Raw genomic sequence first — 22,508 nt, 5'->3', positions numbered from 1 at the left:
GGATGCCCCACGGCCCACGGGTGTGCGGGTGCCGACGGCAGCGCAGGGGGTGCCTCGGTGGCGGAAAGCAGGTCGGCCGGACGCTGACCGGGGGGCGGGCTCGTCATGTTTCCAGCCTGTCGTGGGCCGGCACCCGACACGTCGCCCGCCGGCACGATCCGTCCTATACCTCAGGTTGTGCCTCCGGCCCCGCCATGCCAGCTCCAGCACGATCCGGAGTGGACGGTCGGGTTCGGGCGGTGTGCGTACCGGCCGTCGGGAACGGGCCGACCGTAACGGCCTATCGTCGTACCCCGATGAGACCGAACCGGGACTGGCTGTTGCCCTGCCTGCTGGCCGGCTGCCAACTGGCCGTCTGGCCGGGAGTTCCGGTGCTGCGTGGCGACGCGCCCGCCGCCGGCCCGGTGGCGGTCGCGCTGGCCACCACCGTGCTGGTGGCCGTGGCTCTCGCCGTCCGGCGGGGCGCGCCGGTCGCGGCGCTGACCGGCGTGCTCCTCGGTCTCACGGTCGGGCACCTGGCCACCCCCGTCGACGCGTTGCTCGTGCTGAGCGTCGCGGATCTCGTCGCGCTCTTCTCGGTCGCCGTACACCGGAGCCACCGGGTCACGGCGATCGCCGTCCTCGCCTGCACCGCCCGGGAGGGCGTACTGAGCTGGCACCAGTTGGGTGCCGTCCTGGAGTACGTCGCCCTGCTCGTGCTGGCCGCCCTGGTCTACCTGGCCGTGGCCGGCCTCGGTCGGGGCCGGCGCCGGTGGCGGCTGGCCCGCGACCGGGCCGCCGAACGCCTCGCCCGGGCCGAGGCCGACCGGCAACGGGCCGCCACGGTGGAACGGCACCGGCTGGCCCGAGAGCTACACGACGTCAGCGCCCACCACCTGACCGCGATCGTCGTGACGGTCACCGCGGCCCGACGACTGGCCGACCGGCGGCCCGAGTTGACCACACAGGCGCTCGGCTTCGCGGCCGACACCGGTCGGGAGACCCTTGCCGCGCTGCGCCAACTGGTCACCGTGCTGCGCGACGTCGAACGGCAGGACGGCACGCCACTGGCGGAACGCATCCTCGATCTCGCCGCCGGCTTCCGGCGGCTGGGCCAGCCGATCACGGTCGAGTCCGACCTGCCGCCGGCAGGTCCACCACCGGCGGCCACCGAAGCCGCCTACGGGATCGTGCGGGAGGCGTTGACCAACGCCCTGCGGTACGCACCCGGCGCGCCGGTGCGGGTCAGGCTCGGGTACGGCCCGACCGGACTGGACGTCGACGTGGTGAACGCCGGACCGCGGCCGAGCGCGTCGGACGACGGAAACCCGCCATCGGAGGCCCAGACCGGTGGGCCAGGGTCCCGGTCGGCCACCGCCGGCTCGTTGGGGTCCGGTCGCGGACTCGCCGGGGCCGCTGGGCGAGCGGCTGAACTGGGCGGTCGGCTGAGCGCCGGACCGGCCCCGGCGGGCGGTTGGCGGGTACACGCGATCCTGCCGGCGGCCGAACCGCTGGTGCCGGCCGGCCCGGTCGCCGCATCCGACGACACCATGCCACCAGATCCCGGCCGGGATTCGGCGGAGGTTGGCGCCGCCCGACGGCTCCGGCCCGCCACCGGCCTGGCCGGCTGGCTGACCGCCCGCAGTCGGCTGCGTGGCGCACGCCTGGCCGACGTCATCGTGGTCGCCGGGTGCGTGGTCTTCCCGCTCGGCCTGTCGCTGGCCGGCGAGGAGCCGCCGGCCGAGGTGGATCCCGTCGGCCTCGCCCTGCTGGCCCTGTTGCTGATCGGACGCGCCGCACCGCTGCTGCTGCGTCGCCGCGCGCCGTGGCTCGCACTCGGCGCGGCCCTGCTGGCGGCGCTGCCGTGGCCACTGGTGATCGGCCTGGACCTGCTGCCCGAACTGGCCCTCTTCGGGCTGATGTTCGGTGCCTGCGTCGAGGTGGCGGCCGTGTACGCGGTCGGCCGGTACGCCACCCGACGTGGCGTACCGAACTGGTTGGCGGTACCCGTCGCGGCCGGCGGGTTCGCAGTGGTGGCCGCCGCGACCGTGGCCGCCGCCGGCGGCACCCAGATAGCGGATCCGGAGGCGTCCACCCTGGCCCTGTTCCTCGCCACGTTCTTCGCCGCGGTCCTCGTCGGGTTCGTGACCGCGTTGCTGCTCACCGGTCCGCTGCTCGCCGCCCACGGGGTGGGCCGGGCGATGCGGCGGCGGCACGACCGCGTCGACGACCAGGAACACGACGCGCTCGCCGCCGCGACGGCCCGGGTGGTGGCCGAGGTACACGCCGAACGGATCCGGATCGGTCACGGACTGCACGAGGCCGTCCTGCGGGATACCGCCCGGCTGGTGGCCGCCGCGGACCCCGTGGCCGAGCCACCGGGGCACAGCGGACCGGCGGCGGACGCCTCCGTGCCGCCATCCGTCGACGGCGAGCCGGCCGGTGCGGAATCCCGGACAGCGCGGCTCGACGCGGTGGCTGCCGCGGCCCGGGCCGCGCTGGCGGGCATGCGGGAACTGCTCAGTGGTCTGCACGACGGCCCGCAACCCGCCCTGGCCGCGCTCGCCGACCTCTGTGCCCGGTACCGGAACGGCGGCCGCCCGGTCGACCTGGACCGGCCCGCCGACCCACCCCGGATCCCGGCAGCCGTCGAACTGTCGGCCTACCGGCTCGTCGAGGGGGCCCTCGGAGCCGGCGATCCCGACCCGGCCCGAGTCCGGCTCGACTACCGGGTCGACGGACTCGCGATCTCCGTGTCCGGAGTACCCTCGGCCACCGCTGGCCCGGTCGCGGCCGGCCTCGCCGCCCGCGCCGCCGGCCTCGGCGGGTCGATCACCACCGGCCCCGGCACCGTGGACCTGTGGCTGCCGACCGTCCCGACCCCCAGGAGCTGACCAAGATGTCCATCCGACTGCTGGTCGTCGACGACCAGCCAGTGGTGCGCGCGGGCTTCGTCGCCATCCTCGACGCCGAGCCCGACCTGACCGTGGTCGGCGAGGCCGGCGACGGCGCCGCCGCTGTCGAACTGGCCGGACGGATGGCCCCGGACGTGGTGCTGATGGACATCCGGATGCCCGGCATGGACGGGCTCACCGCGACCAGCCTGCTCACCGCCGCCGGCGACGGTCCCCGGGTGCTGGTGCTCACCACGTTCGACCTGGACGAGTACGTGTTCCGCGCCCTGCGGGTCGGCGCCTCCGGATTCCTGCTCAAGGACGCCGAGCCGGACGAGTTGATCGCCGCCGTCCGGGTGGTGGCGGCCGGTGACGGCATGCTGGCCCCACCGGTGACCCGTCGGCTGATCGACGCCTTCGCCAACGGCGGGTTCGTCGCGCCCGCGCCGGATCGCCCGTCGCCGGTCACCGGGTTGACTCCCCGGGAGCGGGAAGTGCTGCTCCTGGTCGCGGGTGGACTGTCCAACAGTGAGATCGCGGGTCGCCTCGGTGTCGCCACCGGCACGGTGAAGACCCACGTCAACGGCCTGCTCACCAAGCTCGGCGTACGTGACCGGGTCCAGGCCACGATCCTCGCGTACGACCTGGGCCTGGTCCTCCCGGGGCGGATCAGGTACAGCTGATCTTGAATGGCTGGCTGGGCTGTCCGGCTGCGTGCGGGGCGCCAGTAGGCTCGGCGCGTGGAGTGGGAACGGCACAACGACGACGACCGGCTACGCGTCTCCGACCGGGAACGGGAGGAGGTCGTGGATCTGCTCGGCAAGGCGACGGCCGAGGGCCGGCTGACCCTGGACGAGTACACGGAGCGGGCCGGGGCCGCCCACGCCGCGCAGACCCGTGGCGAACTGGCCCGGCTGACCACGGACCTGCCGGGTGTGCCCGGCCGCTCCCCCGCCCGGCCGGGCGGCGCGCTCGCCCCGGCGTCGGAGAAACTGCTGGCCGTCTTCGGCAGCGAGGTACGCAAGGGCGCCTGGGCGGTGCCGGAGCACGTCGACGCCCGAGCCGTGTTCGGCGACTGCCGGATCGAGTTGCACGAGTCCCGGTTGTCCCGGCAGGTCACCACCATCGAGGCGGACGCGATCTTCGGCAGCGTCACGATCGTGGTGCCGGAGGGCACCGACGTGCGGCTCACCGGCAGCGCGATCTTCGGGAGCAAGAAGTCCAAGCTGACCGGTCCGGTCACCCCGGGCGGCCCGGTGGTCGAGGTCCGCTGCCGGGTGATCTTCGGTGACGTGACCGTCCGACCGCCCCGCAAGCGCTGGTGGTGATCTGCCGACACTTCGCCCGCTCTGGCGACCTGCCGCTGCCATAATCCCTGGTGGTCGGCGCGGCCCGCCGGCCGCGCCCGGACACTGTCCAGTGTGGACCCATCCGGGTGATCCCCCTGGTGCCGCCGAGAACTACAGTGGCGTAGTTTGGCGCTCAAGATCCCTGGGGAGGGCGAGCCGAGATGATGGGTCCGTCGCACGCGCTGTCTGGCGCGGCGGTATGGCTGAGCGGGTCCTGGGCGCTCCAGCACTTCTACGACTACGAGCAGTCGCCGTTGGCGCTCGCCGTCGGCACGGCCGTCTGTGCCGGTGGCGCACTGCTGCCCGACCTCGACCTGTCCGGCAAGGTCACCCGCAACCAGGGCGGCGCGACGGTGGCCCGCACCTTCGGGGTCTTCTCGCTGTTCGTCGCCGAGGTGGTGGAGAAAGTATCGCTGGGCGTCTACTACGCCACCAAGCTCAGCCGCGACCCGAAACGCAACAACGGTCACCGGACGTTGACCCACACCATCCCGTTCACCGTGCTGCTCGGCTGGGGCACCACCACGCTCTGCGCCACGTACGGCAAGTGGGCGGTGATCGGCATCCTGTTCTTCATGATCGGCCTCGCCCTGCGCGGCCTGTTCGACAAGTGGGCCGAGCGCGCGGGCTGGCTCATCGTCACCCTGGTCTCGGCCGGCGCAGCCGTCTTCACCGCGGCGAACCTGCCCGGTGACCGGGGTTACCCGATGATCGGCCTGGCGGTCGGCGTGGGTGCCTTCGTGCACATCATCGGCGACATGATCACCAGAGCCGGCGTACCGATCCTCTGGCCGATTCCGATCAAGCGCCGGATGTGGACGCCGATCAGCCTGCCGGACAAGATCGCGCTGCGGGCCGGCGGCCGGGTCGAGATCGTCTTCGTGCGAACCGGGCTCACCATCGTCTCGGTGCTGGCCACGCTCGGGCTGGTCGCCCCCTCGGTGTTGCAGAAGTTCAACCTCGACATCTGACCGCGACCTGCTGGCGGACCCGCTCCGGCGGCACGTTCTCCGGCCGGTGCGGATCGCGTCGCCCCGGGCTCGGCCGTTCGGGATGCGGGGCGACATGTCGCACGCACCGCCACCGGACCCACCCCCGGCCCACCACCCACGCGCGCTGATTTCACACCGAAATCTTCCTTTCTCGGTGAAATCACGGCCGGAGCACAAGAGCGCCCGGCAACAAGGGCGGCGGAGGCCGGGCGCACGGTCCGACGTCGGTTCGTCATTGGCTATTGACGTGGCTGTAACACGTGACCTACCTTCTGTCGAACCGCTTAGTCGAAGCGCTTCGACAAGCCCGTGAGGGAGGTGCCCGATGGCCACCATGCAGGACGTCGCGCGCCTCGCCCAGGTGTCGGTCAGCACGGTGTCGTACGTGCTCACCGGCGCCCGCCCGATCTCCCAGGCCACCCGCGACAAGGTGCTCGCCGCCATGGCCGAGCTGGACTACCAGCCCAATGCCATGGCACGCGGGTTGGCCAGCCGGCGCAGCCGGATCCTGGGTCTGCTGCTGCCGATGGACGAACGCGGCCTGGGCGCCACCGAGACCGCCTTCGTCACCGGCGCGGCGGCCGCCGCCAGCGTCGCCGGCTACCACCTGGTGCTCTCCCCCATCGGCGTCGGCGACCTCGACGAGCTGCGGCGGCTGGCCAGCCAGCGGATGCTCGACGGTGCGCTGCTGATGGAGGTGCAGCTGCACGACCCACGGGTGGACGTGCTGCGGGAGCTGGGCCTGCCGCTGGTGCTGATCGGTCGCACCGCCGACACCACCGACCTGTCGTACGTGGACATCGACTTCGACCAGACCGTCGAGGAGGCGGTCGGGCACCTGGTCGCCCTCGGCCACCGCCGGATCGTCTACGTCAACCACTCCGCCGGCACCATCGCCGAGGGCTACGGCCCGGCGACGCGCACCCGGGACGCGTTCACCATCGCGATGACCGGGCACGGGCTGGAGCCGCTGATGATCCCCGCCGAGGACAGCGCGGCCGGTGGGCGCACGGCGCTGGCCACCGCCCTGCGGCAGGCGCCGGACCTGACCGCGATCATCGCGATGAACGAGAACGCCGTCTTCGGCCTGCTCGGGGAGTTGGGCGGCCGCGGCCTGAGCGTGCCCGACGACGTCTCGGTGGTCTCGATGGTCACCTCGCCACAGGTGGCCGAGCTGGCCACCCCGGCGCTGACCGCGATGAACTCGCCCGGGTCGGCGCTCGGCCGGATCGCCATCGAGACGCTGCTGCGGCACGTCGACAACGCCAACGGCGAGATCCACCAACAGCTGCTGCCGTGCGCGCTACAGGTGCGCGGTTCGAGCGGCCCACCGCGTACGGGGAGCAACACCGCAGGTAACACGGGAGCCGACGGCGACGAGCCGACGGTTCCGAGCACCGAAGCAGCCCGCCGCCGCGCTGCCACGCGACGACGGGCTTGAGGGAGTACCGGCTCGATACTCGTCAGGGAGACTAGCAATGCACCGATTCCGCAGAGTAGCCGTGGCGGCCGTGGTGGCCGCGCTCACGGCGACGAACCTCGTCGCCTGCGGCGGCGGCGACAGCGAAGACAGCAGCGCCAACGTCCTGAAGCTCTGGCACTACGAGAGCGCCAACAGTGCGATGGGCATCGCCTGGGACCGGGCGATCGAGATCTTCAAGGAAGAACACGAGGGCGTCGAGGTGCGCTTCGAGCGCAAGGCGTTCGAGCAGATCCAGCAGAACGCCGGCATGATCATCAACTCGTCCGAGGGCCCGGACATCATGGAGTACAACAAGGGCAACGCCACCTCGGGCCTGCTCTCCTCGCAGGGGCTGCTCACCGACCTGACCGAGGAGGCGACCAAGCGCGGCTGGGACAAGGCGTTGAGCCCCAGCCTGCAGACCACCGCCCGGTACGACAACGGCGTGATGGGCTCGGGCAACTGGTACGGCGTGCCGAACTACGGCGAGTACGTGATGGTCTACTACAACAAGGAACTGTTCGCCGAGCACGGGGTCAGCGTGCCGACGACGATGGCCGAGTTCACCGCCGCGATGGACACCTTCGTCGCCAAGGGCGTGACGCCGCTGGGCATGTCCGGTGCCGAGTACCCGGCCGGGCAACTGTTCTACCAGCTCGCCCTCTCCCGCGCCGACCGGGCGTTCGTGAACAACTACCAGCTGTACGCCAACCCGGTCGACTTCAAGGCCGACCCGGTCAAGTACGGCGCGGAGACCTTCGCCGAGTGGGTCGGCAAGGGCTACATCGCCAAGAACTCGGCCAGCCTGAAGGCCGAGGACATGGGCACCGCCTTCATCTCCGGCAAGGCGCCGATGATCGTCTCCGGTAGCTGGTGGTACGGCCGGTTCAAGAGCGAGATCAAGTTCGACTGGGACAGCTTCCTGTTCCCCGGCAACACCCTGCACGCCGGCTCGTCCGGCAACCTCTGGGTGATTCCGGAGACCAGCAAGGCCAAGAACCTGGCGTACGACTTCATCGACATCACCCTGCGTCCGGAGATCCAGGCGCTGATCGGCAACAACGGTGGCGTACCGGTCTCCGGTGACCCGGCGACGATCAGCGACGCCAAGGACCGCAAGCTGATCGAGAACTTCAACGCCATCAGCTCCCAGGACGGCCTGGCCTTCTACCCCGACTGGCCGGTGCCCGGCTACTACGACGTGCTGGTCTCCGGCTTCCAGAGCCTGATCAACCAGTCCAAGACGCCGGACCAGGTCCTCGACGCGATCGCCAAGCCCTACCAGGACGGCGTCGCGGAGATCAAGCGCGACTGAGCGGCGACCGGGGGCGGGCGTCGGTCCCGCGTGACCGGGTCACCGGTACGCCCGCCCCCCCGGCGTGGAAGGACCTGCCATGGCTTCGCCCGACACCGCCGCCCGCCCCCGGGCGAGCACGTCGCCTCCTGACCCGACGACCGGGCCGAAACGCCGGCCGTCGCGCCCCGACGCCGCGTACTGGCTCTATCTGTTGCCCGGCGCGCTGCTGTTCCTGCTCGTCATCGGTGGCCCGCTGGTCTACACCGGCTACCTGTCCCTGACCAAGTGGTCCGGGGTCGGCGACCCGACCTTCGTCGGGCTGGACAACTACCGCAACCTGCTGACCGACGACGTCTTCTGGACCTCGTTCAAGAACACCGTCGCGATGATCATCGCGATGGTGGTGGTGCCCACCCTGGTCGGGTTGGTGCTCGCCGCGGTGCTGTTCGACACCATCGGCCGCAGGTTCCGGCCGCGCACCGCCGCCGCCCTGCGGGCCGCGTTCTATCTGCCGCAGGTGCTGCCGGTCGTGGTGGCCGGCATCGTGTGGGGCTGGATCCTGCGGCCCGACGGCGCGCTCAACGGGCTGCTCGACGCGATCGGGCTCGGCGCGCTCAGCCACGACTGGCTCGGCGACCCGGGCACCGCGCTACCCGTGGTGATGGCCGTGATGATCTGGGTGCAGATCGGCTACCCGGTGGTCGTCTTCATGGCCGCGCTGGAGCGGGTCAACCCGGAGCTGTACGAGGCCGCGGAGATCGACGGGGCGGGGTGGTTCCGGCGGTTCCGCGCCATCACCCTGGCCCAGATCCGGCCGGAGACCTTCGTGGTCGGCCTGACCTGCACCATCGCCGCGATGAAGGTGTTCGGCCCGATCTACGCGCTGACCCGGGGCGGCCCGGAGAACGCCACCAACGTGCCCTCGTACTTCGCCTACTTCACCTTCTTCAAGCGACTCAACGTCGGTTACGGCTCGGCCATCTCGATGGTGTTGACGCTGATCATCGTGGTGGTGGCGGTGTTGTTCATCCGGGCGCAGAACCGCGCCGAACGACGGGACGGAGCGCTCTGATGGCCGTCACCCTCACCCCGCCGCGGGTGACCCACCGCCGGCCCGACCGGCATCATCGCGGTGCCGGCCGGTGGATCGTGCTCGTGCTGGTCACCGCCGCCGCGCTGGCGATGCTGGTGCCGTTCGCGTTCATGCTGCTCAACGCCTTCAAGTCGCCCGGTGACTACTCCACCAACGGGCCGTTGAGCTGGCCGACGGAGTTCTACACCACCGGGCTGCGCACCTACTGGGAGCAGGTCGACTTCCCGGTCAAGCTGTGGAACTCGATCCTCATCTCCGGCTCCGTCGCGGTGCTCGCGGTGGTGGTGTCGCTGCTGAGCGCGTACGCGCTGGGCATCGGCCGGGTACGCGGGCGGCTCTGGATCATCGGGCTGTTCCTGCTGGCGAACATGCTGCCGCAGGAGGCGCTGATCTACCCGCTGTACCACTTCGCCAAGGAGGCCGGGCTCTACAACACCCGGCTCGCGGTGATCATCATCTTCACCGTCATCCAGGCCGCCTTCGGCACCTACCTGCTCGCCTCGGTGCTCGGCGCGTTCCCCCGTACGCTGCTGGAGGCCGCCGCGCTCGACGGTGCCGGCAAGTGGCGGATCCTGTGGCGGGTGGTGCTGCCCAACATCCGGCCCACCATCTCGGTGCTGCTGGTCTTCTTCTTCATCTGGACCTGGAACGAGTTCCTGATCCCGCTGGTCATGCTGATCGACAACTCGACCCAGACCGTCCCCGTCGCGCTCGCCTCGTTGCAGGGCGACCGGCTGATGGACGCCCCCACCACCAACGCCGGGGCGCTACTCAGCCTGCTCCCGGCCATTCTGTTCTTCCTCATCTTCCAGCGCACCCTCGCGCGTGGCATCACGGCAGGAGCCGACAAGTGAAGTTCACCGACGGGTACTGGCAACTGCGGCCCGGCGTCACCGTGTTGCGACCCGGCGCGGTCGAATCGGTGGAGCCCGACGAGCGCTCGTTCACCGTCTTCGCACCCATCGGCAAGATCACCGGGCGGGGGGACACCCTCAACCGCCCGGTGGTGACCGTACGATTCTTCTCCCCCGCCCCCGGGGTGGTCGGGGTGACCGTCGGCCACCACAGCGGCGGGCTGCCCAAGCAGCCCCGCTTCGCGCTCGCCGAGGACGGCGGGCACCCGGTGCAGGTGGAGGTCACCGGGCTCAGCGCGCGGCTGACCACCGGCGAGTTGACCGTCCGGGTGGCGCTGACCGGGCCGTGGCGGGTCGACTTCCTGCGCGGCGACCGGCTGGTCACCTCGTCCACCGAACGCAGCATCGGCGTGGTCACCGACGCCGAGGGTGGCAAGTACGTGCACGACCGGCTGGCCCTCGGCGTCGGCGAGACGATCTACGGGCTGGGCGAGCGGTTCGGCGCGTACGTGAAGAACGGCCAGACCGTCGACATCTGGAACGCCGACGGCGGCACGGCCAGCGAGCAGGCGTACAAGAACGTGCCGTTCTACCTGAGCAGCGCCGGCTACGGGGTGTTCGTGGACCACCCGGAGCACGTGTCGTTCGAGGTGGGCTCCGAGGTGGTGTCGCAGACCCAGTTCAGCGTGCCGGGGCAGTCGCTCACCTACCACGTGATCGACGGTCCCACCCCGAAGGACGTGCTGCGCCGCTACACCGCGCTGACCGGCCGCCCGGCCCGGGTGCCGGCCTGGTCGTACGGGCTGTGGCTGTCCACCTCGTTTACCACCTCGTACGACGAGAAGACGGTCACCGAGTTCATCGACGGGATGGCCGAGCGGGACCTGCCGCTGTCGGTGTTCCACTTCGACTGCTTCTGGATGCGGCAGTTCCACTGGGTCGACTTCATCTGGGACCCGGCGACCTTCCCCGACCCGGAGGGCATGCTGCGCCGGCTGCACGAGCGCGGCCTCAAGGTGTGCGTCTGGATCAACCCGTACATCGCCCAACGGTCGTACCTGTTCGAGGAGGGCCGGCAGGCCGGTTACCTGGTCCGCAACCCGGACGGGTCGATCTGGCAGTGGGACAAGTGGCAGGCCGGCATGGCGCTCGTCGACTTCACCAACCCGGACGCCGCCCGGTGGTTCGCCGACAAGCTCAAGGTGCTGCTCGACATGGGCGTCGACTGCTTCAAGACCGACTTCGGTGAGCGCATCCCGACGGACGTCGTCTGGCACAACGGCGCCGACCCGCAGCGGATGCACAACTACTACTCCCACCTCTACAACAAGACCGTCTTCGAGCTGCTGGAGACCGAGCGCGGCCAGGGCGAGGCGGTGGTCTTCGCGCGCTCGGCGACCGCCGGTGGGCAGCAGTTCCCGGTGCACTGGGGTGGCGACTGCGAGTCCACCTTCGTGGCGATGGCCGAGTCGTTGCGCGGCGGGCTGTCGTTGGCCGCCTCCGGCTTCGGCTACTGGAGCCACGACATCGGCGGTTTCGAGGGCACCCCGGATCCGGCGGTCTTCAAGCGCTGGATCGCCTTCGGGCTGCTCTCCTCGCACTCGCGGCTGCACGGTTCCGGCTCGTACCGGGTGCCGTGGGCGTACGACGACGAGGCGGTCGAGGTGCTGCGCCGGTTCACCCGGCTCAAGCTGAGCCTGATGCCGTACCTGGCGGCGGCGGCCGACGAGGCGCACCGCGAGGGGATACCGGTGATGCGGCCGATGGTCGTGGAGTTCCCGGACGACCCGACCGCCGCGTACCTGGACCGGCAGTACATGCTCGGCCCGGACCTGCTGGTCGCGCCGGTGATGAGCGCCGACGGGGAGGTCACCTACTACGTGCCGGCCGGCACCTGGACGAACCTGATGACCGGCGCGCAGATCACCGGCCCGGGCTGGGTGAGCGAGAAGCACGGCTTCGACACCGTGCCGGTGCTGGCCCGGCCGGGCTCGGTCATCCCGTTCGGTTCGGTCACCGACCGGCCCGACTATCCGTGGGCCGACGGCGTGCAGCTGCGGCTGTACGCCCCGGCGTCCGGGCAACGCACCCGGGTCCGGATCCCGTCGCCCGACGGTGGTCCGGGCACCGAGTTCGAGGTGCACTACCAGGACGGTACGGCCACCGCCGAGTTGGTGGCCGGGGTCTCGTCCGGATACGGCTGCGAGGTCACGGAGGTGGCGAAGTGAGCGAGCGTCAGCGAGCGAACCATCAATTCAGCGTGCTTGTGCCTCATGCCGGCACGCAGCGAAGCGGAGAGCCGGCATGAGCGAGATCGTGTTTCCCGAGGGCTTCGTCTGGGGTTCGGCGACGGCGGCGTACCAGATCGAGGGGGCGGCCAAGGAGGGCGGCCGGGGACCGTCGATCTGGGACACCTACAGCCACACCCCGGGTCGCACCCTGAACGGGGACACCGGTGACGTGGCGGCGGACCACTACCACCGCTGGGCCGACGACCTGGAGCAGTTGACCGCGCTCGGGCTCGGGGCGTACCGGTTCTCCATCGCCTGGCCGCGCGTGCAGCCCGGCGGCTCCGGGCCGGTGAACCAGGCCGGGGTGGACTTCTACTCCCGGCTGGTGGACCGGCTGCTGGAACTCGGCATCCGGCCGGTGGCCACGCTCTACCACTGGGACCTGCCGCAGGAGTTGGAGGACGCCGGTGGCTGGCCGGCGCGGGACACCGCGGCGCGGTTCGCCGACTACGCGGAGAAGATCGTCGGGGCGCTCGGCGACCGGGTGCACACCTGGACCACCTTCAACGAGCCGTGGTGCTCGTCGTACCTCGGTTACGCCTCCGGGGTGCACGCGCCGGGGCGCACCGAGCCGGCCGCCGCGCTGGCCGCCGTACACCATCTGAACCTGGCGCACGGCCTGGCCGGCCGGGTGATCCGCGAGCTGGCTCCGGCGGCGCAGCTGTCGGTCACGTTGAACCTGCACGTGATCCGCCCGGCCTCGGACTCGGCGGCCGACGCCGACGCGGCCCGCCGGATCGACGCGCTGGCGAACCGGGCGTTCCTCGGCCCGATGCTGGACGGCGCGTACCCGGCGGACCTGCTCGCCGACACCGCCGGGGTCACCGACTGGTCGTTCGTCCGCGACGGCGACGAGCAGACCGCGGCGGTGCCGCTTGACGTGCTCGGCGTCAACTACTACTCGACCACCCTGGTCCGCGCCTGGGACGGGGTGTCACCGAAGTCGGACGCGGACGGGCACGGCCGTTCGGCGCACTCGGCCTGGGTCGGCTCGGAGCAGGTCGAGTTCCTGCCGCAGCCCGGCCCGTACACCGCGATGGGTTGGAACATCGAGCCGGCCGGCCTGACCGAGTTGCTGCTGCGGCTGCACCGGGAACACCCCGACCTGCCGATGATGATCACCGAGAACGGTGCCGCCTTCGACGACGTGGTCTCCCCCGACGGCGCGATCCACGACGACCGCCGGATCGACTACCTGCGCCGACACATCGCCGCCACGCACGACGCGATGGCCGCCGGTGCCGACGTACGTGGCTACTTCGTCTGGTCGCTGCTGGACAACTTCGAGTGGGCGTACGGCTACGACCGCCGCTTCGGCATCATCCACGTCGACTACCAGACCCAGCAGCGCACCTGGAAAGACTCCGCCCACTGGTACCGCACCCTCACCACCACCAACCACCTCCCCTGACCCCCTGACCCCCTGACCCCCACCCCACCCCCAACCCCACCCACATCGCGCGTCGATCATGCAGTTCCGGTCCCCGCGAAAGGGGCATTCACCCCATCCCGGCGACCAGAAGTCCATGATCGACGGGGTGGGTGGGGTGGGGTGGGGTGGGGTGGGTGGGGTGGGGTCAGGCGCCGATGCGTTGTTCGGGGACGGAGAGGCCGTAGAGGGCCATCAGCTCGGGGGTGTCCACGCGGCTGCCGTCGGCGACCGAGTCGCAGGCGATGTCGACGATCTGGTCCTTGTGCGCCAGCAGGTAGGGGCGGGCGCCGACGTCGGCGCTGGCCAGGGTGGCGATGCCGGCCCAGTGACGACGACCGAACAGCATGGGGTAGCCGCGTAGGCCGTTGTAGGTGGCGCAGACCAGCACATCGGGGAAGGGCAGCGCGATCACCCGGCGGACCGCGGCGGCGGTCAACCCGGGCATGTCGACCGGCACCACCACCACCGCCTCGATCTGGTCGTCGTCGATTCCGGCCAGGCCGGCGCGGATCGACGAGCCGACCCCGGTGCCCCACGCCCGGTTGACCACCACCGTGGCGCGGCTCAGGTCGGCGGTCTCGCGGACCTGGTTGGCCGCGGCGCCGAGTACGACCACGATCTGCCCGCAGCCCGCCTCCGTCAGCGTGTCGATCATCTGGTCGACCAGGGGTTTGCCGCCCTGGTGCAGCAGGGCTTCGGGGCCGCCGATCCGGCGACCGCCCCCCGCAGCGATGATCATTCCTGCGATCCGGTTCAGAGCTGCGCTCCCTCCACAGTGGGACCGGGCAGGCACCGTGGTGCTGTCCGTCCATCCGACGCACACCGATTGCAACGATGCGGCCGGACGAGAGTAGCGGGGCAAATCGCACAAGTTGGCTATCTAGCCCATCTTTCTTCAAATTCGCGGATATGTAATAGCCGGCGTGCCGGTGCCCACCCACCCGCCCCGCCGACCTCGATTGGCGCCGCCGTCGAGCGCCGACACAAATGGATCCAGAATTACCACCCGGCACCCCTATTTTCTCCGGATCCGCCCTGCTATGAAGGGAGATGATGGATCCATATGGAGGTGCGAGATGTTGCCTGGGCTGAGCGGGGTGGACCACATCGGGTTCACCGTGCCCGACCTCGATCAGGCCCGGCGGTTCCTGGTGGAGGTGCTCGGTTGCGAGTACCTCTACTCGGTCGGCCCGTTCCGGCACGACGACGGTTGGATGGCCGACCACCTGGCCGTACACCCCCGGACGGTGATGCGCCGGCTGGACTTCTACCGCTGTGGCGGCCAGGCGATCTTCGAGGTCTTCCACTACGAGGCGCCGGACCAGCGGCCGGAGCAGCCGCGCAACAGCGACATCGGCGGCCACCACGTGGCCCTCTACGTCGACGACCTGGACGCCGCCGTGGCACACCTGCGTGCCCACGGCGTGACCGTGCTCGGCACACCGACCGCGAGTTCCGGGCCGAGCCAGGGCCAGCGCTGGGTCTACTTCCTCGCCCCCTGGGGGATGCAGTTCGAGCTGGTGTCCTACCCGGACGGAAAGGCGTTCGACCGGGCGCGCCACGCCCGTACCGACTGAGCAGGCCCACCGACCCCACCGGCGTACGTCCCGGTGGGGTCGGTGGAAGGCCCTTCGCGCCGGGTTGGCCCGATCAGCGGCCCACCCACACCGCCTTGAGGTTGCAGAACTCGCGGATGCCCACGGCGGCCAGTTCCCGGCCGTACCCGCTGGTCTTGATCCCGCCGAAGGGCAGCTCCGGGTAGGAGGTGGTCATCCCGTTGACGGTGACCGCGCCGGACTCCAACTCGGCGACGCAGCGGACGCGTTCGGCCTCGTCGGTGGTCCAGACCACCGCACCGAGACCGAAGGCGGTGCCGTTGGCCAACTCCAGCGCCTCGGCCAGGTCCGCCACCCGGTAGACGACGGCCACCGGGCCGAACGTCTCCTCCCGGTACAGCCGCATCGTGGCATCGACATCGGCGAGCACGGTGGGCGGATAGAACCAGCCGGGTCCGGCCGGCGCCTCGCCGCCGGTCAACACCGTCGCGCCCTTGGCCACCGCGTCGGCGACAAGTTCCGCGAGTTCCGCGCGGCCCTGTTCGGTGGCGACCGGCCCGACGTCGGTGTCCGGATCGGCCGGGTCACCGACCCGCAGGGCCGCCATGCCCTCGGTGAAGGCCGCGACGAACTCGTCGTACACCTCGGCGTGCACGATGAACCGTTTCGCGGCGATGCAGGACTGCCCGTTGTTCTGGCAGCGGGCCCGGACCGCGGTGGCGGCGGCCCGCGCGACATCGGCGCTCGGCAGCACCAGGTACGGATCGGAGCCGCCGAGTTCCAGCACGGTCTTCTTCAGCACGTCACCGGCGATCCGGGCGACCGACCGGCCGGCGGCCTCGCTGCCGGTCAACGTGGCCGCCGCGACCCGCTCGTCCCGCAGCACCCGCTCGACCTGCGCCGAACCGATCAGCAGGGTGCCGAACGCGCCGGCCGGGAAACCCGCCCGGGTGAACAGTTCGCCGAGGTACAGGGCGGTCTGCGGCACGTTCGAGGCGTGCTTGAGCAGGCCGGCGTTGCCGGCCATCAGGGCCGGCGCGGCGAACCGCAGCACCTGCCAGACCGGGTAGTTCCACGGCATCACCGCGAGCACCACCCCCAGCGGCTGGTACACCGAGTAGGCCGCGGCGGCACCGACCGCCGGGGCGTCCGCCGGCTCGGGCGCCAGCATCGCCGCCGCGTGTTCGGCGTAGTACCGGCAGCCGTGCGCCGCCTTGCGTACCTCCGCCTCGGCCGAGGCGAGGGTCTTGCCCATCTCCCGGGTCATCGTGGCCGCCAACGTCGGCGCGTCGGCCTCCAGCAGGTCGGCCGCGGCGCGCATCCAGGCGGCCCGGTCGGCGAAGGTGGTACGCCGCAACGCGACCACTGCCCCGGCCGCGTCGGCCAGTGCCCGCTCCACCTCCTCGTCGGACATCGGCGCGAAGGTCCGCTCGACGATCCCGGTGGCCGGATCGCGCGTCGCGATGGCCATCAGGCGTCGCCCCCGACCCGGTTGTTGACGTGCGACTGGGCGTGGCGCTGGGTCGGCAACGCACCGGCGGTCGTGTAGTAGCGCTGGCCGGCGACCAGCAACTCCTCGGCCGGGAACTTGGTGATCACCTCGGCGCCGTCGGCCGTCACCACCAGTTCCTCCTCGATCCGGGCGGCACCCACCCCGTCGGCCGACGGCCAGTACGTCTCCAACGCGAACACCATGCCCTCCTCCAGCACCTCCGGGTGATCCAGCGAGACCAGCCGGCTGAAGATGGGCTTCTCCCAGATGGACAGGCCCAGGCCGTGGCCGTACTGGAGGGCGAACGCGGCCTCCTCGTCGGCGAAGCCGAACTCCTGGGCGGTGGGCCACACGCTGACGATGTCGGCGGTGGTGGCCCCCGGCTTCACCAGCTCGATCGCCCGGTCCATGTACTCCCGGCAGCGCTTGTACGCGTCCACCTGGGCCCGGGACGCACTGCCCACCGCGAAGGTGCGGTAGTAGCAGGTGCGGTAGCCCATGAAGCTGTGCAGGATGTCGAAGAAGGCCGGGTCACCGGGGCGCAGCAGCCGGTCGCTGAACACGTGCGGGTGCGGCGAGCAACGCTCACCGGAGATCGCGTTGACCCCCTCGACGTGCTCGGAGCCGAGGTCGTACAGGCGCTTGGCGACCAGGCCGACGGTCTCGTTCTCGCGGACCCCGGGGCGCAGGAAGCCGTACAGGTCGTCGTACGCGGCGTCCACCATCGACGCCGCGGTGGTCAGCAGAGTGATCTCGTCCGGCGTCTTGATCCGCCGCGCCTCCAGGAACACCTGCTGGCCGTCGACGACCTCGATCCCCTTGGCGCGCAGGGCGTTGAGGATCGGCATCTCCAGCACGTCCACGCCGACGGGCGAGGTGTGCAGGCCGTAGCGCTCCAGCTCCTCGTAGATCTTCTGGGCGACCGCCTCGGCGACGCCGGAGTCCGGGTGGAACGCGCCCCGCAACACGGAGATGCCCGCCCGCGCGCCGCTGGTGCCCCGGGCCGCCTCGGCCACGTCGTCACCGGTGCGGTAGTCCAGCCACGGCGCGTACAGCTGGTGGTGGCGGGCGGCCGAACCGAAGTCCCACAGCACCGGCTCGCCACCGCGCGGCAGCAGGGCGAAACGGATCAGCTTGTCCATCGCCCAGGTGCCGATGTGGGTGGCCGTCATGTACCGGATGTTGTGGAAGTCGAAGGTGAGCAAGGCACCTACCGACGACTCGTCGAGCTGGCGCTTGAGCCGGGCCAGCCGTTCGCGGCGCAGCCGGTCCATGTCGACGCGGTTCTCCCAGTCGACGACGTTCAAGCCAAACGTGGCAGTCCCCATGATCGGTGTTCTCGCTTCCTTGTTCTGGTTCTGGTCCGCCACCCGTGGTGGCCCCGGTCGCGGCGCCGCCGCCGGTGGCGGATTCGGTCGCGGCCGGGCGGTCCGTGCCGCCGCACCCTCAGCGCTGAAGGTCCAGCCCCGACGCCTCGGCCTGCACGGCGAAGAGGGAAAGCAGGTCCTGCTCCCCCAGGCCCCGGCCGACCGCCGCCTGGATCAGTTGGTGGGTCAGGCCCGCCACGGCCATCGGCACCTCGTGCTCCCGCGCCGCCGCCAGCCCGAGGTCGAAGTCCTTACGCAGCAGCACGTTGGTGAAGGTGGGGGTCCAGTCCTCGGCGACGAGCGCGGCTGCCCGGTCCCGCACCCAGGGGGACCCGACCACGGTCTGGCCGAGGAACCGCAGGAACGCCTCGCGGTCCGCGCCACCCTTCTCGGCCAGCGCGGTCACCTCGGCCAACGCCTGCACCAGCATCCCCAGATAGAGGTTGTGGCAGAGCTTGACCAGCCGGCTCTGTTCACCGTCGCCGACCCGCACGGCGGACTGGCCGACGCTGTTCAGCAGCGGCTCCACGACGGCGTACTGTGCCGCCGGGCCGGAGGCCACGAAGCACGCCCGGCCGGCGCCCAGCACCGCGGCGTTGCCGCTGACCGGGGCGGCCACGAACCCCACCCCGGCGTCGGCGGCAAGCTGGCGGGCCTGCGCGGACGCGGTCTCCGACACCGTCGAGCAGTCCACCACCACCCGCAGCCCGTTCGGGCGGGCCAGCAGACCGTCCGGGCCACCCAGGACGGCCAGCAGGTCGGCGGAGGCGGAGACCACCACGAAGACCACCGGGCGGTTGCCGAGGTCGGCGGCGGTGGGGACGGCCACCGCGCCGTCGGCGACGAGCGGCGCGGTCTTGCTCGGCGTCCGGTTCCACACCGCCAGTTCGTTCCCGGTACGCATCAACCGCTGGCCGATCGCCGTACCCAACCGTCCGGTGCCCAGCAGACCGACCTGGTCACTCATCGCCGGCCGCCTTCGGGTCGATCCGCACGCCGGCGCAGAGCCGGTCGCCCAGGTACTCCCAGTCCCGGCTGAACCGGTACGAGTGTTGCGCCGGTGGTTGCGGCGCCTGCGTCTCGATCCACCGGGTCCGCCCGTCGGTGCGGTTGTAGAACGCGTGCTCGCAACCGGATCCGGTCCAGAGCACGTCGCCGGGGCGCAGCACGAAGCGGTTGCCCTCGACCACCGCCTCGGTCTCCCCCTCGGTGAAGACGTACGCCTCCTCGAACGGGTGGTCGTGCGGGTGTGCCGCGGCGGTGGGCGCGTACTCGACCATGAACATGGTGTGCAGCTGGGCGTTGAGCCGCTGGTCGGCGAGCATCCGGATGCTGATGCCGCTGTACGCCAGCAGCGCGGTGGCCATGCTCGCGGAGACCTCCGGTGCGGTCGGGTCGCTGCCCCGCGACAGCCGTCCCAGGTCCATCGAGTCGTCGTCGAACCGGAAGAAGTTGCGGTTGCGCGGGTCGCGCAGGTCCACCGTCTCGACCTGGCCCGCCGCCAGGTCCCCGGCCAGGAAGAAGGTGTCCTTGCGGCGGTTGTCCAACAGCAGCCGCACCGGCGCCGACATCTCCAGCCAGCGGGCACCGGCGTCGGCGGTGCTGAGCTGGTGGGCCACGGCCACCGGCACCACGGCGCAGTCGTTGCGGCGCAGCACGAGGGTCTGTCCCAGCATGGTCAGGGTCAGCTCGCCGTCGAGCAGCCAGAGGCTCTTCTCGTACGAGTGCACGGTGGCGTCGATCCGGCCACCGGGGTCGAGGGTGGCGACGCTCATCGTCATGTGGTGCGAGCCGTACTCGCGGCCGATGAGGTCCTGCCGCCGGAAGCCGACACTGTGGCCCCGGTAGTCGTCCGGTTCCCGAGCCAGCGCATCGTCGATGCGGGTCACGTGGTACATGGAGCTGCCCTTCTCTCTCGCGTCGTGCTACTCGGTCGGCTCAGGCCGACACCGCCGCGCCGGGGGCGCGTCGGCGGCGGGTACGCACCAGCGGCACCAGCGCCGCGGTGACCACGAAGATGCCCTGGATCCAGTACTGCCAGGCGAGGCTGACCGACAGGAAGCTCAACGAACTGGTGATGGTCTGGACGAACAGGGCCGTGGCGAGGACGGCCAACGCCGACCCGGTGCCGCCGAAGATGCTCGCGCCGGCCAGCACCACCACGGTCACCGAGGCGAGGGTGAGCGCCTGCCCGGTCGAGGCGTCACCGATGCCGGTCTGCGCGTAGAGCGCGACCCCGCCAGCGGCCGCCAGCGCGCCGCCGAGCAGGTACGCCAGCAACCGGGTCGAGGCGACGGCCACGCCCATCCTGGACGCCGAGACCGGGTTCGACCCGGTGGCCCGCAGCGCCCGGCCGGCGCGCGCCCGACGCAGCAGCAGGTGCCCGCCGACGCCCACCAGCACCACGATCACGAACACCACCGGAATCCCGGCGACCGTCGTGCCCAGCGCGGCGAGCAGCAGGTCATCGGCCTGCCCGCCGGGCAGCGGGCGCAGCAGCTGCGCCGCGCCGACCACGCCGATCGAGGTGATCAGGGTGGCCACCACCGGTGGCAGGTTGACCCGGGAGACGAGCACCCCGTTCAACAGGCCGACGGCGGCTCCGGCGGCGAGTGCCACCAGCACGCCGACGGCGAAGTACCCGGGCGGGCCCGCGCCGAAGAACGACACGGCGACCACCGACAGGGCGACCACCGAGCCCACCGACAGGTCGATCCCGCCGGTCATCACGACCACCAGCTGTCCCAGGCTGACCAGCGCCAGCGAGGCGGTGGCCAGCAGCAGTTGCCCGACGGTCAGCGTGCTGAGGAAGGTCGGTGCCTGCACCGCGGTCACCGTGGCGAGCAGCACGGTGAGCACCAGCATCAGTACTGCCTGCGACTCGCCACCCAGCAGTTTCCGCCGGTTGGCCGGCCGGGCCTGGGGTTCCGGTGCGGCCACCGCGTGCTCGGTGGCCAGCACCGCGGCCCCGGTGATGTCCCGCTCGGAGAGGTTGGCGGCGGAGAGTTCCGCGTGGATGCGCCCCCGCGAGAAGACCAGGACCCGGTCGCAGAGCCCTTCCAGTTCCACCGCGTCGGTGGAGAGCACGACCACCGCGGTGCCCCGCGCGGCCAGTTCCCGCAGCACCCGGTAGATCTCCAGCCGGGCCCCGGCGTCGACCCCCTGGGTCGGGTCCTCGACCAGCAGCACGGTCGGATCGCCGATGCTGGCGCGGGCGAGCAGCACCTTCTGCTGGTTGCCACCGGACAGGGTGCCGACCGGGGTTTCCAGGCTGGCGGCCTTGACCCGCAGCGCCGCCACCGCCGGCCCCGCCAGCGCCCGCTCCCGGCCGGGCACCAGGAGGGTACGCAGCAGCGACACCCGGGGCAGCGCCAGCGCGTCGATGTTCTCCCGGATGCTGAGGTCACCGAAGACCGCCTCGCGCAGCCGGTCGCCGGAGAGGAAGGTGATGCCCTGCCGGGCCGCTGCCGCCGGGCTGCCGAGCGCGACCGGGCGGCCGGCGACCGTGACCCGGCCGTGCGAGCGCACCAGGCCGGCCAGGGCCCGCAGCGCCTGCCGCTGCCCGTTGCCCTCCACCCCGGCGAAGCCGACGATCTCGCCGGCCGCCACCTGGACGGTCAGCTCGTCGAAGCCGGCACCGCGCAATCCTTCGGCCGCCAGGACGACGTCGGCGCCGGCCAGGTCGGGCTTGGCGGGGAAGGTGGTGTCCAGCGACCGACCGACGATCATCTCGACGATCTGCTCGTCGGTGTGGTCGCCGACCGGGCCGCCGCCGACCACCCGCCCGTCGCGCAGCACCGTCATGGTCTGCGCGATCTCGCGGATCTCCGGAATCCGGTGGGTGATGTAGACGACGGCGGTGCCGTCCGCCACCAGGTGCCGGATCCGGTCGAACAGCCAGTTCGTCTCGTCCGGGCCGAGGGCCTCGGTCGGCTCGTCGAGGACCAGCACGCGGGGCCGGGTGGCGAGCGCGGCGGCGATCTCCACCAGGTGTGCCTCCCGCGCGGTCAGCTCGCTGACCAGTTGGTCGGCGCCGATGTCCAGGCCGAGTTCGCGCAGGTGCTCGGCGGTCCACGCGGCAGCCGCGTCGACCGTGGGGCGTACCTGCTCGGGCAGGAGCACCAGCATCGACTCGGCCACGGTCAGGCTGCCGGCCAGCGCCGGGGTCTGGTACACCAGCGCGAGGCCGTTCTCCCGGGCGAGGGCGGGCGTCAGGGCCGGGTGGTCCCGGCCACCGAGGGTGATCCGGCCCGCGTCGGGGGTCACGGAGCCGGCCGCCACCCCGACCAGGGTGGACTTGCCGGCGCCGTTCTCACCGAGCACGGCGTGGACCTGGCCCGGCAACACGGCCAGGTCCACACCGTCCAGGGCCCGTACGCCCGGGTACTGCTTGACGATCCCCGTCAGCGTCAGCAGGGGGTCCCGTACGGTCGTCATGTCGTGGACGTCC

Annotated in this window: 17 protein-coding genes; 11 read left to right on the top strand and 6 right to left on the bottom strand. The window is 71.4% G+C overall.

Annotation, left to right across the window (positions count from 1 at the left end):
* Positions 1-296 precede the first annotated feature (296 nt).
* The 10 genes from E0H26_RS08275 to E0H26_RS08230 all read left to right on the top strand — a co-directional run bounded on the left by E0H26_RS08275 (position 297) and on the right by E0H26_RS08230 (position 13,622).
* Positions 297-2,873 (top strand): sensor histidine kinase, encoded by a 2,577-nt coding sequence (locus E0H26_RS08275; RefSeq protein ID WP_131302847.1) that lies wholly within the window; start codon positions 297-299, stop codon positions 2,871-2,873.
* A 5-nt stretch (positions 2,874-2,878) separates the two neighbouring features.
* Positions 2,879-3,556: a response regulator gene (locus tag E0H26_RS08270; RefSeq protein ID WP_131303186.1), complete on the top strand. Its 678-nt coding sequence runs from the start codon at positions 2,879-2,881 to the stop codon at positions 3,554-3,556.
* Between the two features lie 57 nt (positions 3,557-3,613).
* Positions 3,614-4,201, top strand: coding sequence for a DUF1707 SHOCT-like domain-containing protein (locus tag E0H26_RS08265; protein WP_131302845.1), 588 nt, complete (start codon positions 3,614-3,616; stop codon positions 4,199-4,201).
* A gap of 182 nt (positions 4,202-4,383) precedes the next feature.
* Positions 4,384-5,193 (top strand): metal-dependent hydrolase, encoded by an 810-nt coding sequence (locus E0H26_RS08260; protein ID WP_131302843.1) that lies wholly within the window; start codon positions 4,384-4,386, stop codon positions 5,191-5,193.
* A 346-nt stretch (positions 5,194-5,539) separates the two neighbouring features.
* The gene (locus E0H26_RS08255; RefSeq protein ID WP_131302841.1) at positions 5,540-6,655 is read left to right on the top strand and encodes a LacI family DNA-binding transcriptional regulator; all 1,116 of its coding nucleotides are present in this window, start codon (positions 5,540-5,542) and stop codon (positions 6,653-6,655) included.
* 37 nt (positions 6,656-6,692) lie between these two features.
* Complete coding sequence (locus E0H26_RS08250) at positions 6,693-7,991, top strand: ABC transporter substrate-binding protein (protein WP_131302839.1); 1,299 nt, start codon at positions 6,693-6,695, stop codon at positions 7,989-7,991.
* 79 nt (positions 7,992-8,070) lie between these two features.
* Positions 8,071-9,045 (top strand): carbohydrate ABC transporter permease, encoded by a 975-nt coding sequence (locus E0H26_RS08245; protein WP_131302837.1) that lies wholly within the window; start codon positions 8,071-8,073, stop codon positions 9,043-9,045.
* Complete coding sequence (locus E0H26_RS08240; protein ID WP_131302834.1) at positions 9,045-9,920, top strand: carbohydrate ABC transporter permease; 876 nt, start codon at positions 9,045-9,047, stop codon at positions 9,918-9,920. Before E0H26_RS08245 ends, E0H26_RS08240 begins: the two co-directional genes overlap by 1 nt.
* Entirely contained in the window at positions 9,917-12,148 is a 2,232-nt protein-coding gene (yicI, locus tag E0H26_RS08235; RefSeq protein ID WP_131302832.1) for an alpha-xylosidase, read from the top strand. The genes E0H26_RS08240 and yicI overlap by 4 nt, the downstream gene beginning before the upstream one ends.
* A gap of 76 nt (positions 12,149-12,224) precedes the next feature.
* Positions 12,225-13,622: a GH1 family beta-glucosidase gene (locus E0H26_RS08230; protein WP_131302830.1), complete on the top strand. Its 1,398-nt coding sequence runs from the start codon at positions 12,225-12,227 to the stop codon at positions 13,620-13,622.
* Positions 13,623-13,788: 166 nt separating this feature from the next.
* On the opposite strand, the gene E0H26_RS08225 is transcribed toward E0H26_RS08230, so the two are convergent.
* Positions 13,789-14,382 carry a nucleotidyltransferase family protein gene (locus E0H26_RS08225; protein WP_131302828.1) on the bottom strand — a complete coding sequence of 198 codons (594 nt, stop codon included), beginning with the start codon at positions 14,380-14,382 and terminating at the stop codon, positions 13,789-13,791.
* 337 nt (positions 14,383-14,719) lie between these two features.
* On the opposite strand from E0H26_RS08225, the gene E0H26_RS08220 reads away from it, so the two are divergent.
* Positions 14,720-15,220 (top strand): VOC family protein, encoded by a 501-nt coding sequence (locus E0H26_RS08220; RefSeq protein ID WP_131302826.1) that lies wholly within the window; start codon positions 14,720-14,722, stop codon positions 15,218-15,220.
* A gap of 73 nt (positions 15,221-15,293) precedes the next feature.
* Here the strand turns inward: E0H26_RS08220 and E0H26_RS08215 are convergent, their stop codons facing one another.
* From E0H26_RS08215 to E0H26_RS08195, 5 genes are all read right to left on the bottom strand, one after another.
* Positions 15,294-16,670, bottom strand: coding sequence for an NADP-dependent succinic semialdehyde dehydrogenase (locus tag E0H26_RS08215; RefSeq protein WP_131302824.1), 1,377 nt, complete (start codon positions 16,668-16,670; stop codon positions 15,294-15,296).
* Positions 16,670-17,998: a M24 family metallopeptidase gene (locus E0H26_RS08210; protein ID WP_240742064.1), complete on the bottom strand. Its 1,329-nt coding sequence runs from the start codon at positions 17,996-17,998 to the stop codon at positions 16,670-16,672. Before E0H26_RS08210 ends, E0H26_RS08215 begins: the two co-directional genes overlap by 1 nt.
* Before the next feature lie 139 nt (positions 17,999-18,137).
* On the bottom strand, positions 18,138-19,025 hold the full coding sequence (locus tag E0H26_RS08205; RefSeq protein ID WP_131302819.1) for an NAD(P)-dependent oxidoreductase: 888 nt from the start codon (positions 19,023-19,025) through the stop codon (positions 18,138-18,140).
* Entirely contained in the window at positions 19,018-19,956 is a 939-nt protein-coding gene (locus tag E0H26_RS08200) for a cupin domain-containing protein (RefSeq protein ID WP_131302817.1), read from the bottom strand. Before E0H26_RS08200 ends, E0H26_RS08205 begins: the two co-directional genes overlap by 8 nt.
* 40 nt (positions 19,957-19,996) lie before the next feature.
* Positions 19,997-22,495 carry an ATP-binding cassette domain-containing protein gene (locus tag E0H26_RS08195; protein WP_131302815.1) on the bottom strand — a complete coding sequence of 833 codons (2,499 nt, stop codon included), beginning with the start codon at positions 22,493-22,495 and terminating at the stop codon, positions 19,997-19,999.
* Positions 22,496-22,508: the final 13 nt, after the last annotated feature.

Origin of the sequence: Micromonospora zingiberis (assembly GCF_004331455.1) — a bacterium.
Classification (GTDB): domain Bacteria; phylum Actinomycetota; class Actinomycetes; order Mycobacteriales; family Micromonosporaceae; genus Micromonospora; species Micromonospora zingiberis.
Note: the sequence above shows the minus strand (reverse complement) of the source record. Positions and strands in the feature narration are given on the sequence as shown.